Source organism: Roseateles sp. GW821-FHT09H11 (assembly GCF_059415845.1).
The window spans coordinates 704,626-717,008 of the sequence record NZ_JBWKOA010000002.1; the positions used below are offsets into that span (position 1 = coordinate 704,626).

13 protein-coding genes are annotated in these 12,383 nt (G+C 71.3%); 3 read left to right on the top strand and 10 right to left on the bottom strand.

The genetic code is table 11. The features are described 5' to 3' along the window. Nucleotides 1–70: 70 nt before the first annotated feature. The 9 genes from AC07PR_RS10300 to AC07PR_RS10340 all read right to left on the bottom strand — a co-directional run bounded on the left by AC07PR_RS10300 (nt 71) and on the right by AC07PR_RS10340 (nt 9,748). The gene (locus AC07PR_RS10300; protein ID WP_495135215.1) at nt 71–1,246 is read right to left on the bottom strand and encodes a hypothetical protein; all 1,176 of its coding nucleotides are present in this window, start codon (nt 1,244–1,246) and stop codon (nt 71–73) included. Continuing rightward, nucleotides 1,243–1,929, bottom strand: a complete 687-nt coding sequence (locus AC07PR_RS10305; protein ID WP_495135216.1) for a D-sedoheptulose 7-phosphate isomerase — start codon at nt 1,927–1,929, stop codon at nt 1,243–1,245. Before AC07PR_RS10305 ends, AC07PR_RS10300 begins: the two co-directional genes overlap by 4 nt. Beyond that, nucleotides 1,926–2,855, bottom strand: coding sequence for a bifunctional heptose 7-phosphate kinase/heptose 1-phosphate adenyltransferase (locus AC07PR_RS10310; RefSeq protein WP_495135217.1), 930 nt, complete (start codon nt 2,853–2,855; stop codon nt 1,926–1,928). Before AC07PR_RS10310 ends, AC07PR_RS10305 begins: the two co-directional genes overlap by 4 nt. Beyond that, complete coding sequence (locus tag AC07PR_RS10315) at nt 2,852–3,352, bottom strand: adenylyltransferase/cytidyltransferase family protein (protein WP_377154315.1); 501 nt, start codon at nt 3,350–3,352, stop codon at nt 2,852–2,854. The genes AC07PR_RS10310 and AC07PR_RS10315 overlap by 4 nt, the downstream gene beginning before the upstream one ends. Beyond that, nucleotides 3,325–4,017 (bottom strand): D-glycero-alpha-D-manno-heptose-1,7-bisphosphate 7-phosphatase, encoded by a 693-nt coding sequence (locus AC07PR_RS10320; RefSeq protein WP_495135218.1) that lies wholly within the window; start codon nt 4,015–4,017, stop codon nt 3,325–3,327. The genes AC07PR_RS10315 and AC07PR_RS10320 overlap by 28 nt, the downstream gene beginning before the upstream one ends. Continuing rightward, nucleotides 4,014–4,838, bottom strand: coding sequence for an SDR family oxidoreductase (locus tag AC07PR_RS10325; RefSeq protein ID WP_483106827.1), 825 nt, complete (start codon nt 4,836–4,838; stop codon nt 4,014–4,016). Before AC07PR_RS10325 ends, AC07PR_RS10320 begins: the two co-directional genes overlap by 4 nt. Nucleotides 4,839–5,075: 237 nt before the next feature. Continuing rightward, entirely contained in the window at nt 5,076–8,825 is a 3,750-nt protein-coding gene (locus tag AC07PR_RS10330) for a chemotaxis protein CheB (RefSeq protein ID WP_495135219.1), read from the bottom strand. Between the two features lie 151 nt (nt 8,826–8,976). After that, on the bottom strand, nt 8,977–9,516 hold the full coding sequence (locus tag AC07PR_RS10335) for a universal stress protein (RefSeq protein WP_495135220.1): 540 nt from the start codon (nt 9,514–9,516) through the stop codon (nt 8,977–8,979). A 10-nt stretch (nt 9,517–9,526) separates the two neighbouring features. Then, the gene (locus tag AC07PR_RS10340; RefSeq protein ID WP_483106824.1) at nt 9,527–9,748 is read right to left on the bottom strand and encodes a hypothetical protein; all 222 of its coding nucleotides are present in this window, start codon (nt 9,746–9,748) and stop codon (nt 9,527–9,529) included. Between the two features lie 272 nt (nt 9,749–10,020). Here AC07PR_RS10340 and AC07PR_RS10345 point away from each other — a divergent pair, with 272 nt between their 5' ends. The 3 genes from AC07PR_RS10345 (at nt 10,021) to AC07PR_RS10355 (ending at nt 11,761) form a co-directional block, all read left to right on the top strand. Beyond that, complete coding sequence (locus AC07PR_RS10345) at nt 10,021–10,257, top strand: hypothetical protein (protein ID WP_377154330.1); 237 nt, start codon at nt 10,021–10,023, stop codon at nt 10,255–10,257. A 182-nt stretch (nt 10,258–10,439) separates the two neighbouring features. Next, nucleotides 10,440–10,826, top strand: coding sequence for a DUF4398 domain-containing protein (locus AC07PR_RS10350; protein ID WP_495135221.1), 387 nt, complete (start codon nt 10,440–10,442; stop codon nt 10,824–10,826). A gap of 29 nt (nt 10,827–10,855) precedes the next feature. Further along, a complete protein-coding gene (locus AC07PR_RS10355; protein WP_377154335.1) occupies nt 10,856–11,761 on the top strand; it encodes an OmpA family protein in 906 nt (301 codons plus the stop codon). A 21-nt stretch (nt 11,762–11,782) separates the two neighbouring features. On the opposite strand, the gene AC07PR_RS10360 is transcribed toward AC07PR_RS10355, so the two are convergent. Continuing rightward, a complete protein-coding gene (locus tag AC07PR_RS10360; protein WP_495135222.1) occupies nt 11,783–12,379 on the bottom strand; it encodes a PEP-CTERM sorting domain-containing protein in 597 nt (198 codons plus the stop codon). Nucleotides 12,380–12,383: the final 4 nt, after the last annotated feature.

Genomic DNA, 12,383 nt, shown 5'->3' on the forward strand with positions numbered 1-12,383 from the left:
GCCATCAGGGCAGGCGGCGTGCCAGGGTCGGTTGGAATCAGCGACACCGGACCCGGAACGAACGACGCGCTCATCGACGGCTCAGCGCCGCCAACGCGCGCGCGTAACGATGCACCACGCGCCGGCCGTGGACCTCGCCGCGCGCGTCGCGCGTCGCATGCCACACCCCGCTGCGGTGCCAGCGTTCCGGCTCGTTCCAGTCGGGCCGGTCGAGCAGCGGATAGAAGCACACGCCCAGCAGCGGCAGGCCGAGTGCCGAAGCGCGTCGGGCCTCCGCCGCGATGTCCTCGAGCCAGTCCGCGCGGCCACGTCCGAAGTGGCCGGTCTCGGCGACGACCATCGGCCTGCCGTAGCGCTCGAACACGAGCCGCAGCATCTCCGACAGCGGCATGCGCCGCGGATCCTGCAGATGCCAGGCGAGCCGCCGCTCGGTCGGCACTTCCCATTGGCTGCTGTGGTAGTGGTTGAGGCCGATGAGATCGAGCGCGTCGGGATGTCCGCCGATCTCCGGCGAGAGGCGGCCCGAGAGCATGTCCAGCGACTGCCATTGGTAGGACGCGATGCGATCGGCAAGCGCGCGCAGCTCGTCCGTGTCCTCCGCCGGCACGACGTGCACGACCGGCTCGATGTGGAGGAAGCGCGCCCCGGGGTCGACCTCTCGGATGGCGGCCATGCCGGCGAGCGCGGCTTGCGCGAGCCGGCGCTTCATCTCGAAGCCGCTCACGCCCGTGTCCTCCTGGCCGGCGTCGTCCAGCACGCCGGCCGGTCCCATGCCGTTGGTCGCCGACGCCGCCCAGGCGAGGAAGCTGATCTCGTTGACCGGTGTGTAGATGCGCGGCGCGGGGCACAGCGGCCTCAGCGCGCGCGCCGCCTCGGCCGCGAATCGCGCGAAGCGCGGGATCAGGCGGTCGTCGCGCAGCGAGAGGTCGGGCGGGACCCCGTAGTGCATCAGCGTCCACAGCACCTGCAGGCCTTCGCGCCGCGCGGTGCGCGCCATCTCGCAGGCGCGTGAGAAGTCCCAGCGGCCGGGCTCGCGTTCGCTCAGGCGCCAGCCGACGCTCTCGCGCACGCAGCGCAGGCCGAGGCCGCGGGCCGCGGCGTAGTCGCCGCGCAGCTGGCGGTCGTGGCCGGTGACGCGCACCATGTCGAGCGCGTCGCCGCGTGCGTTGACGTGATCGGCGCCCTCGTAGCCGCCCATCCAGAACGACCGGAACGGCGACGCGATGTCCTCCGGCGGGCCGCTCACGACGGCGTGGCGAGCGCCTGCTCCACCAGCGCACACCAGCTGTGCCCGATGAAGATGTGCGCCTCCTGGATGCGGGCGGTGTCGCCGTGCGGCACGACCAGGCAGAGGTCGCACAGCGCGTTCATCGCGCCGCCGTCGCGTCCGCTCAGGCCGATGGTGCTCATGCCGAGCTGCCTGGCCTGCGTCAGTCCTCGCAGCACGTTCGCGGAGTTGCCCGAGGTGGAGATCGCGATGACGCAGTCGCCCGCGACGCCGAGGCCCGCGATCTGCCGCGCGAACACCTCGGCGAAGCCGTAATCGTTGCCGATCGCGGTCAGCGCGGAGCTGTCGGTCGTCAAGGCCAGCGCGGCCAGCGGCGCGCGTTCCGCGTGGAAGCGGCCGACGAACTCCGCGGCCAGATGCTGGCAGTCGGCGGCCGATCCGCCGTTGCCCATGAGCAGCAGCTTGCGTCCGGCGCGCAAGGTCTCGGTCATCAGGATCGCCGCGTCGGCGATGGCCGGCCACATCGCGTCGAGGCGGTCGAACAGCGCGCGGTGGTCCCGCAGGCCTTCTTCGAAGAGGGCCGTCGCCGGCGACGGACCGGGCGGTGGCCGCGGCGACGCGCGCCGGCCCGGCGCGGCCGGCAGCACCGGCGTGGTCGAGTAGGGCGCCGGGAACGGCGCGGGGAAGGACAGGGCTTTCATGCAGGCACTCCGAGTTCGTCCAAGGTGACCGAGGCCGTCCCGAACTTGCCGACGACGAGACCCGCCGCCTGGTTGGCGGCGCGCACGGCGTCCTCCAGCGTCTCGCCGCGGGCGAGGAAGCAGGTCAGCGCGGCCAGCACGGTGTCGCCGGCGCCGCTGACGTCGTAGACCTCGCGGGTCTGGGCCGCGATGTGCAGGCCGCCGCGGCCGCGCGAGTACAGGCTCATGCCGTCGTCGCCGCGCGTCAGCAGCAGGTGCTCGATGTCGAGCCGCGCCAGCAGCGAGGCGACGCGGTCGCCGAGCTGGGCCTCGTCCGGCCAGTCGCCGAGCACCTCGTGCAGTTCGGCCAGGTTGGGCTTGATCAGCCAGGCCCCGGCGTAGGCCGCCAGGTCCCGGCGCTTGGGATCGACGAGCACCTGGCGCGATGTCCCGCGGCAGCGCTCGATCAGCACGCCCGCGTCGCGCAGCGCGCCCTTGGCGTAATCGGACAGCACGATCCAGCGGTGGCGTTCGGCCAGCGTGCCGGCCAGCCGGGTCAGTTCGTCGACGGCGTCGGCGGGCGGCGCGGACTCGACGTCCATGCGCAGCAGCTGCTGGCGCCGACTGACCATGCGCATCTTCTGGGTCGTGTCGACGCCGGGACTGCGCACGAAGTGCTGCGTGATGCCCGGCTGGTCCAGCAGCGCGATCAGGCAGGCGCCCGCGTTGTCCGCGCCGACCAGGCCGGTGAGTGTGCACGGGCAGCGCAGCTGCGCCAGGTTGAGCGCGACGTTGGCCGCGCCGCCGGCCCGCTGCGTCTGGCGATGCAGCCGCAGCACGGGCACCGGCGCCTCGGGGGAGATGCGCTCCACGGCACCTTCGAGGTACACGTCCAGCATGCAATCGCCGACGATCAGGACCTCGGGCCGCGCCAGCTCGGGGATCATCGCGCCGTCGCCTGCAGATGCTCGATCAGGCCGGTGCTCGAATGCCCCGGCAGCAGCGGGCCGATCGTCACGCGGCCGCCCCAGCTGCGCACCAGCGGGGTTTCCGGCAGGTCCTCGATGCGGTAGTCGCCGCCCTTGACGTAGACCTCCGGCCGCAGCGCCTGCAGCAGCAGGGCCGGCGTCGCTTCGTCGAACCAGGTCACCCAGGACACGCAGGCCAGCGCCGCCACGACGCGCGCCCGGTCGGCCAGCGTGTGGAAGGGCCGATCGCCGGCATGGTCCGATTTGCCGAGGCCGCGCGCCGAGCGGTCGCTGTTGAGCGCGACGACCAGGCTGCTGCCCTGCGCGCTGGCGGCTTCCAGGTAGGCGACGTGGCCGGCGTGGAGGATGTCGAACACCCCGTTGGTGAACACCAGCGGGCGCGCGACCCGCGAGACCGTTTCCCGCAGCCGCTCGGGCGGCAGGACCTTCAGCGCGCTGTTCCACTTGTCGAGCATGAGGAGCTCCCTTGCCATGAATCGCCGAGCCGCGCCAGCAGGTGTGCCGCCAGCGCGTCCCAGTCGGTGAAGACGGCGTCCGGCTCGCGCAGCGGCGAGCGGCGCCAGACGGTTTCCCCGCCGCTGTCGAACAGCAGGCCGCCCGCGCCGGCCCGGTGGCCGGCCTCGACGTCGTCGAGCGTGTCGCCCACCATCCACGAGCGCGTCAGGTCCAGGTTCAGCCGGCGCGCCGCGCCGATCAGCATGCCCGGCGCGGGCTTGCGGCACAGGCAGGCGGGACGGCCCTGGGCATCGGGTTCGTGGGGGCAGAGCATGAGATCGTCGATGGCGACGCCGGCCTCGTCACGCAGGCGTTGCAGCAGCACCTCCTGCAATTGCGCAAATTGCGCGCGCGAGAAATGGCCGCGCGCGATGCCGCTCTGGTTGGTGACGATCACCAGCGCCAGTCCGGCCGCCTGCAGCCGCGCCAGCGCCGCGCCCACGCCGGGCATGAAACGCAATTGCCGGGGATCGACGTTGTAGGGCACGTTCTCGATGAGCGTGCCGTCCTTGTCGATGAACAGGCAGGGCCGCAGCGGCGCACCGCGGGCGCGCTCCGCGGCCGGCGCGGCTAGGTCCAGGTCCTGGACCGGCAGCATGCCGAGCGGATCGAGGGGCAGGCTCATGGCCAGGAGCTTTCGCGCATCGGCAGCACCGTCACTTCGGGGATGACGGTGCCGGCGGGCTGCGTCAGCACCCAGCGCACCGCGCGCGCGACGTTGATCGGGTCCTGCAGCGTGGCCACGTCGATCCCGGGGAATCGGTCGAGCAGGAAGGGCGTCTTCATGCCGCCGGCGACGATCGCCGAGACGCGCACGTTCCGGTCCCGCAGCTCCGCATGCAGCGCGTGCGACAGGCCCAGCAGGCCCCACTTGGTCGCGTGATAGGCGCTGGCATTGGGCCAGGCGCGCTTGGACGCCGTCGAGGCGATGTTGACGATGTGACCGCCGCGCGGCTGTCCGAACATCCGCGCGGAGGCGAACTTGGCCATCAGCAGCGGCCCGGACAGGTTGGTGGCGAGCACGCGCTGCCAGTCCTCGACGCTGAGTTCGGACAAGGGCGCGGTGACGTCGATCGCGGCGTTGTTGATCAGCACGTCGAGCCGGCCCAGGTCCCGCACCGTGTCCGCGACCGCCTGCTCGCACTGCCGCGGGTCGGACACGTCCAGCGCCAGGGGCACGGCCTGGATGTCGAGTTCCGCGAGGACCGCGGCGCGGTTGCGGGCGCGCTCCACGTCGAGATCGGCCAGCACGACGCGCATGCCCGATTCGCCGAGCACCTGCGCGATCGCCGCGCCAAGGCCCCGGCTGCCGCCGGTGATCAGGGCGACCTGGCCGGCCAGCGACGGCGTGTCGGCGGTTTCAGCCGCGGAGGCCGGTGGGGAGGGGCGGTCGTCGGACGCGCGTGGCAAGGGGAACGACGGGGTCGTCGCGGCGGTGTCGATCATGGCGAGGCTCCAGGGAACGGGCGGCAGGCGGGCAGCCATCGCCGGCCGGAACTGCGCACGATGGAAGGAGGCGAGGGGCGGACACCAGTGACCCCACGGTCTACCCAGCAGAAGCGGCTCGGATCGATCTCCCTTCAGCAAGGGGCGTACCCGGGCCTTCCACGCCGGCGACGACGCCCGCGACTGCCTGCGATGGCCCGCGCCTACGCCGACGCCTGCGCCTGCGCCTATCTGCGCCTATGCCTGCGCATGCTGTCCGAGCAGATGCGCGATCTCATCGGGATCCGCGGGCTTGGTGAGGTAATGCGTGACGCCGGCCTCCCGGCCCCGATCGACGTCGTCCAGCTGGCCGTAGCCGCTGACCGCGATCACCAGCGTGTCCTCGTGGCCGGGCATCTCGCGCAACTGGCGGCAGACCTCGTAGCCGTTCATGCCCGGCAGACCGATGTCGAGCACCACGGCGTCCGGATGGAAGTCCCGCATCTGCGCCAGCGCGGACGGTCCGTCGTCGGCGATCTGCACGTCGTGCCCGGCGAGCGTCAGCAAGGCCGCCGTGCTCTGGCTCGCGTCGGCGTTGTCGTCGACCACCAGCACCCGGCGCGGCGACTTTGCGACGGGCTCGGCCGGCGGCTGCGGTCGCGCATCGGGCAAGTTTGCGGCCTCCTCGCGGTGCGGCAGTCTCACGACGAAGCGGCTGCCCTGGGTCAGGCCCGCGCTGAAGGCGCTCACCTGGCCGCCGTGCAGCTCGACGAGCCGGCGCACGACCGCCAGCCCGATGCCCAGCCCGCCCATGTTCTGGCCCGCCGAGCGGTCGGCCTGGACGAACACGGTGAAGAGCTCGGCCTGGAACGCCTCGGTCATGCCGATGCCGTTGTCGGTCACGGTCAGCACGGCTTCCTGGTCGCCGCGTTGCAGCGACACGTGGATGACGCCGCCGGCCGGGGTGTACTTGATCGAGTTGCCGATCAGGTTGGCCACGATCTGCTCCAGCCGCACCGCGTCGCCGTCGACGAAGACCGGTCCGGGGGGCAGGGTCACGGTGAGCTCGTGGCGACGCGCCTCGATGGGCTGGCGCAGCGCGTCATGCGCCTGCCGCACGATCTGCGACAGGTCCAGGCGCTCCATGTGAAGCGACACCATGCCGCGGCTGATGCGCGAGACGTCCAGCAGGTCGTCCACCATGCGGACCTGGTTGCGCAGCTGCCGCTCGATGGTCGCGACCGCCTTGTGCCGCGTCGCGTCGTCGGCGCCTTCATGCCGCCACAGGTGCATCGCGTTGGTCATGGCGGCCATCGGGTTGCGCAGCTCGTGCGCCAGCATCGCCAGGAACTCGTCCTTCTGCCGGTCCGCCTGCGTCAGCCGGTCGAAGGCGCGGTGCTTGGTCGTGACGTCGTCGATCGTCAGCAGGATCAGGGTGCGGTCCGGCCAGGCCACGCGGGCCGCGTTGAGCTTGACCGTGCGCGCCCCGATGTGGGGGAAGACCGCGGTGAGCTCATAGTCGCGCACCCGCGTGTGCCGCGGGACCAGGGTCTCGAGCAGTTCGCGCAGCGCGGGGATGTTCCATTGACCGTCGCCCAGTTCGTACAGCACGTGCTGGAGGGTCTCGCGCGGACTGGTCTCGTAGGCGGCGTAGAAGGCCTGGTTGGCGCGCGTGACGCGCAGGTCCGTCGTCAGCACCAGCAGCGGCTGGGACATCGTCTCGATGATCGCGTCGGCGAAGTCGCGCCCCTGCGTCACCTCGTCATGCAGGACCTTGAGCTCGCGGTTGCGGAAGCGCAGCTCGTCGTTGGTCGTGGACAGCTCCTCGTTCAGGGACTGGAGTTCTTCCTTGGCGGTCTCCAGTTCCTCGTTGGTGCTCTGGAGCTCCTCGTTGCTCGACTGCGTCTCCTCTTCCAGCGCCTTGAGCGACTCCATGGCGCGATCGTGTTCCTCGAGCATCACGCGGGTCTGCTCGCGGGTCGCGCGCAGTTCGTCGGTCAGGCGGCGGATCTCGCCGCGGTCCACGTCGTTGCGGCGCGCGGAACCGCCCGCCAGCCGCGCCAGCACCGCCGCCTTGACGGTCTGCGTCAGCCCCGTCCGGACGACGGTGTCCGGCAGCGGCAGGGGCGTGTCGGACAGGAGGAAGAACACCAGGAACCAGCGCGGCCCCGTCTCGCCGGGGTACAGCGGCACGACCTCGATCGCGGCGTCGCGCAACTGGCCCGGGCCCGTCTCGACGCGCAGTCCGGTGCGGCGCACGGGCGAGGCCTCGGTGCGGGCCTGGCGCAGCGCCTCGCTGACGGCGATGAACACGCCCGGCCGCGCCAGGCGCTGCAGCTGCTGCGTCGGCGCCCCCGCGGGCAGGGAGAGGAAGGCGCCGGTCTCGCCGCGGAATTCGAGCACGTTGAGGTCGTCGTCGCAGAGCACGCACGGCGGCGTGAAGCGCGCCATCGAGATCCGGTCGATCTCCCGCCGCAGCGTGTCCCGGTCCGGCGGCAGGGACGTGCCGTTGCGGCGTGGGCTCGGCACCGCCGTCATCGCGGGTCGCACCGGCTGGCCCATCGCGGCCAGGACGCGATGCGGCACGGCCTTCTTCAGGTAGAGCCGGGTGCGTTTGCCCTCCAGCGCGCTGAAGAGTTCGGAGTAGGCGCCGACCGTTTCCGACAGGCCCAGCATCAGCATGCCTTCGCGCTGCAGCGCGAAATGGAAGGCCGGCATGATGCGCTTCTGCAGCGTCGGGTCGAGGTAGATCAGCAGGTTGCGGCAGCTGATCAGGTCGATGCGGGAGAAGGGCGGGTCGTAGGCGACGTTCTGGCGCGCGAAGGTGCAGCAGTCGCGCAGGGTCTTGGAGACGCGGTAGTGATCGCCGTCCTGGATGAAGAAGCGGGCCAGGCGCTCGGCGGTGACGTTGCGGGCGATGTTCTCGATGTAGCGGCCGTTGCGCGCGATGGCGAGCGACTCCTCGCTGACGTCGGTGCCGAAGAGCTGCACCTGCCGGTGCGGCGCGTGTTCGGCCAGGTACTCCAGCACGCAGATGGCGATGGAATAGACCTCCTCGCCGGTCGCGCAGCCGGGCACCCAGATGCGCAGCGGCAACGCGGGGTCCACATGCTTCAGCAGCCGGGGCAGCGCGGTGTCCGACAGCGCGACGAAGGACTCGGGGTCCCGGAAGAATTCGGTGTAGCGGATCAGCAGGTCGTGGCACAGCGCATGCGCTTCCTCCGGGTCCGATTCGAGGACCGGCAGGTAGGCCGCCAGGTGCTCGAGCCCGTGGAGCGCCAGGCGACGGCCCAGGCGCCGCTCGACGGTGCCGCGCTTGTAGTGGGTGAAGTCGATGTGGCAGACGGCGTGCAGCCGGCGGAACACGCGGTCCATGTGCGCGCCGTCGTGTGAGCCGCCGCGGTCGTCGGCATCGAGCGCCTGCACGTCGAGGAAGGGGTTGCGCACCAGCCGCAGCAGCGCGGCGGCGATCTGCGCGGGCGGGAGCGTGCGGTCGACGCCGCCCAGTTCCACCGCGGCGCGCGGCATGCTCGTGTACCGCGCCGAGTCGTCGTCCTGCGCGAAGCCGATGCCGCCGCAGCCCTTGATCGCCTGCATGCCGATGGCGCCGTCGGTGCCGCTGCCGGAGAGGATGACGCCGATGGCCTTGCTGCCCTGGTCCTTGGCCAGCGAATCCAGCATGTCGTCGATCGGCATGGGCGGGCCCAGGGTCTCGCCGCGGGGGCGGAGCACCAGGCGGCCGTGGGCCACCGACATGCTGGTGTCGGGCGGGATGACGTAGACGTGGTTCTCCTCGACGAGCTGGCCGTCCGTCGCTTCCTCCACGGCGAGCGGCGTGCGCTGGGCGAGGATCTCCGTCAGCAGGCTCGGATGCGAGCGATCGAGGTGTTGCACGACGAGCAGCGCCATGCCCGCGTCCGCAGGCAGCAGGGAGAGCAGTTCGCTCAGGGCATCCAGACCACCAGCGGAGGTGCCGATGCCCACGATGGGGTAGGCCTGCTGGGTCACATCGGCGCTTTCGAGAGGGGATGAGCCGGACCGGGGGGGTCAGGGGGAGCGCCGCTTGTCCCGATCGGGCACTGCGGCTTGTCTTTCAGTCGACTGCGATGCTACGCCACTAACGGCGATGCCAGGGAATCAAGTGCCGCCGGCATCGGCTTCAGGCGGTGAGGGCCCTCCGGTCGGACGAGGCCTCGCCGTGTCGGGAGGCCCGGGTGTCCTCGGGGACCGGCGAGCGGACGAACAGCACCGGCACGGCGCTGTCGCGCAGCACGATTTCGGCGTCGCGGCCCAGCGGCAGCCTGCTCAACGGGCGACGGCCATGCGTGCCCAGCACGATGAGACCGCAATGCTGGGCCACCGCCTGCGCGACGATGATCGCCGCGGCATGGGACTCGACGGTCTCGTGCAGGAAGTACGACACCTGCAGTCCGCAGTCCTGGACGGCCACGGCCGCCTTCCCGAGCAGTTCTTCCCCGTAGGCGCGGAGCGTGCGGCGATGCTCGTTGAAGTCGTCGGCGGTCTGCAGGAAGAGCGGCTCCGCATCGATCACGTGCAGCAGCACGACGCGCGCCTTCAGCGCGACGGCCAGGCCGAGCGCGTAGGCGAGGCTGGCGTCGGCGGCCCGGCTGCCGTCGATCGGCACGAGGATCGCATCGTTCATGGGGGTCATCGGTGTCATCGGTGTCATCGTTGTCATGGCGCGCTCCTCACGCGATGCGGCGGATGCAGGTCATGAAGGCCGCGTACAGGGACAGCGCGGTGGCGTCCTGGCGCTTGTATTCGGCCCACACGTCGGCCAGGAAGCTCACCTGGCTCAGCGAGATGGCGACCAGCCAGAGCGACATGCCCCAGCCGAACGAGCCGTAGGCGATGAGCACGGCGCCCAGGACGGCGAGGGGCGCGACCGACAGGATGAGCAGGGCGTTCATGAGCGGGACTCCGGCGATGGGATCGAGGGGACACCCGCAGCTTGAGGTCGCGGCGCCGCGGGGTCTGTGGGCTGCCGCACGCTGGAGGTCCCCGCGATGTCCTGCCTGCCCCGAGCCGGGACGCGGCGCCGGAGGCGGTTCCGTCTCCGTCCCGGGCAGAAAAGAATGGCAATGCCTGCCCAGGCATCCGTGCTTCAATGATCGCCACTGACCGCACGCGCACCTGGGCCTCCCAGACCTCGCGTCAGCCAGGCGCTGCGGGGGAACGGACGATGAGCCAGTCATTGATGGTCGACTTCCAGCACACGTTTGAAGACACGGGCCGATCCGTCAAGGTCTGCGCCGACGTCATCGCGAGGGACAGCTTCCTGACCTGGATCGCGACCTTCCACATGGCCCCGAAGGTCTTCGAGATGACGGGCTGCGTGTGCAAGGCCGACGACGAGAGCGCACGCCACGCCGTGATCTGGTCGATCGGCCAGGCGCTCGACGTCAGGCGCTTCGACTGAAGTCCTGACGGTCGTTCACGGGGGCTGTGTCTCCTGCGCCTGGCTTCTGCGCCAGGTCTCGGCGCAGGCCTCGGCGCCAGGCCTCGGCGTGCAGGCCATTCGGGCCGCTACGTACGGCGCCGGACAGACGCGCCGTGTCGCGCGCCCCATGCTGGGTGCTCACTGCCCTTGGAGGCACCCCCATGACTATCCCCCATTCGCTGACGCGGCATGCCGCGTTGACGCTCATCACCGTCGCTGCGCTTGTGCTTGGCGCCTGCGCCACCACGCCGGATCCCGTCGCCCAACTGGCGGTCGCCGAAGCGGCCGTCCAGGGCGCCAACACGCCGGACACCGCGCGGCTTGCCGGCGCGCAACTGCAGCTGGCCGTCGGCAAGCTCAGCGCGGCGCGCGCCGCCCAGACGGCCAAGGACTACGCCGGCGCCCGCAGGCTGGCCGACGAGGCCCAGGTCGACGCGCAGGCCGCGGTGGCGCATGCGCAGTCCGCGCGCTCGCAGCAGGCCTCGGCCGAATCGCAGGCCGCCGCGCGCGCGCTGGACGAAGAGGCGGCCCGCCGCACGCCGCGTTGATCCGCCCCCATCGAATTGAAGGACTCCCCATGAATGCCTTGACCCCGCTCCATCTCCTGCTCGTGTCGACCCTGGCCGCATCGCTGGCGGCATGCGGCGCCTTGCCCGATCGCCATGCGTCCCTGGACCGTGCGCACGCGCGCCATGACGCGGTGCGCGCCGACCCGCAGGTCGCCAGCCTCGCCCCGAACGAGCTGATGCGCGCCGACGCGGCGTTGACCCAGGCGGACGCCGCGGCGAAGGCGGGCGCCGACAACGCGGACGTCGACCACCTGGCCTACGTCGCGCAGCAGCGGGTCGTCATCGCGCAGGAGGCCGCGACGTCCCGCGCCGCGCAGGCGCAGGTGGACCGCATCGCCGCCGAGCGTGATCAGAAGCGCCTGATGCTGCGCACGCAGGAAGCCGAGACGGCCCAGCGACAGCTGGCCCAATCCCGACGCGACAACGTCCGGCAGGACGTCGCGCTGAACGCGGCGAACACGCAGATGTCGCGCGATCAATCGGAGCTCGCGAACAAGGAGGTGCGGGTGAGGGAGCTGGAAACCCAGCTGACCGACCTGCATGCGGTCCGTACCGATCGCGGCATGGTGCTCACGCTGGGCGACACGCTGTTCGAGACCGGCCGATCGACCTTGAGCGCCGAGGGAGGACGCAGCATGGGAAAGCTCGTCGACTACCTCAAGCACGATCCGACGCGCGGTGCCGTCGTCGAAGGGCACACGGACAACGTCGGCTCCAAGGCGTCCAACCTCGCGCTGTCGGAACGGCGCGCGGAAGCGGTGCTGAACGCGCTGGTCCGCCAGGGCGTCCGCAACGATCAACTCAGCACGCGTTCCTACGGATCCGCGCAGCCCGTGGCCTCCAATGAGACGGCGGCCGGCAGGCAGATGAACCGGCGCGTGGAGGTGTTGTTGAGTCCGGTGAAGGTGCAGTGAGGGCGGGAGGGCCGATGGCCCTCAGCCGACGACACGCCGACGCGCGGTCTGCGCGTGGGCGCGGCGCGTCCGGATGCCGATGAGCCCCAACCCCAGCAGCACCAGCGCCGCGGTGCCCGGCTCCGGCACCGCCGAGGCCGTCACATCGAACGTCAGGCTGCCTTGCAGCCATTCGCCTTCCGCGACGTCGAGCGCGAAGTCCTTGTACGCCTCGCTGAACTCAAGGCGCAGCAGGCCGTCCGCGCCGACGCCCAGCCCGAACGGGCTCAGGTCGAGCGAGCCGCTGTAGCTGCCGGTGCCGCTCGCGAAGTCCGCGCCGCCGGGCGCGAACGTGAGCAGGTCCAAGCCGCTCGATCCGCCGAAGCTGACCTGCATCTCCGACAGCACGCTCGGCGCGAAGGCGTTCAGATCGAGCGACCAGGACAGCGAATTCAGCACCGCGTTCGCCCCCACATCGATGAACCAGACCGTGTTGCCGGCTTCGCCCTGCAGGTTGATGCTCTGCGCGCCGCCGACGTCGATGACGACGGGCGTCGCCTGCGCGGGTGCGCTGGCGAGACCCAGCAGTGCGGAAGCAGCCACGACGGACGCGGCGACCAGGTGTTGGAATGTCTTCATGACG

Bases quoted from the DNA above. Each gene is read 5' to 3' on its own strand.
- AC07PR_RS10305 (WP_495135216.1), bottom strand. From the start codon at position 1,929: ATGAAAGCCCTGTCCTTCCCCGCGCCGTTCCCGGCGCCCTACTCGACC.
- AC07PR_RS10310 (WP_495135217.1), bottom strand. From the start codon at position 2,855: ATGATCCCCGAGCTGGCGCGGCCCGAGGTCCTGATCGTCGGCGATTGC.
- AC07PR_RS10315 (WP_377154315.1), bottom strand. From the start codon at position 3,352: ATGCTCGACAAGTGGAACAGCGCGCTGAAGGTCCTGCCGCCCGAGCGG.
- AC07PR_RS10320 (WP_495135218.1), bottom strand. From the start codon at position 4,017: ATGAGCCTGCCCCTCGATCCGCTCGGCATGCTGCCGGTCCAGGACCTG.
- AC07PR_RS10325 (WP_483106827.1), bottom strand. From the start codon at position 4,838: ATGATCGACACCGCCGCGACGACCCCGTCGTTCCCCTTGCCACGCGCG.
- AC07PR_RS10335 (WP_495135220.1), bottom strand. From the start codon at position 9,516: ATGACAACGATGACACCGATGACACCGATGACCCCCATGAACGATGCG.
- AC07PR_RS10340 (WP_483106824.1), bottom strand. From the start codon at position 9,748: ATGAACGCCCTGCTCATCCTGTCGGTCGCGCCCCTCGCCGTCCTGGGC.
- AC07PR_RS10345 (WP_377154330.1), top strand. From the start codon at position 10,021: ATGAGCCAGTCATTGATGGTCGACTTCCAGCACACGTTTGAAGACACG.
- AC07PR_RS10350 (WP_495135221.1), top strand. From the start codon at position 10,440: ATGACTATCCCCCATTCGCTGACGCGGCATGCCGCGTTGACGCTCATC.
- AC07PR_RS10355 (WP_377154335.1), top strand. From the start codon at position 10,856: ATGAATGCCTTGACCCCGCTCCATCTCCTGCTCGTGTCGACCCTGGCC.
- AC07PR_RS10360 (WP_495135222.1), bottom strand. From the start codon at position 12,379: ATGAAGACATTCCAACACCTGGTCGCCGCGTCCGTCGTGGCTGCTTCC.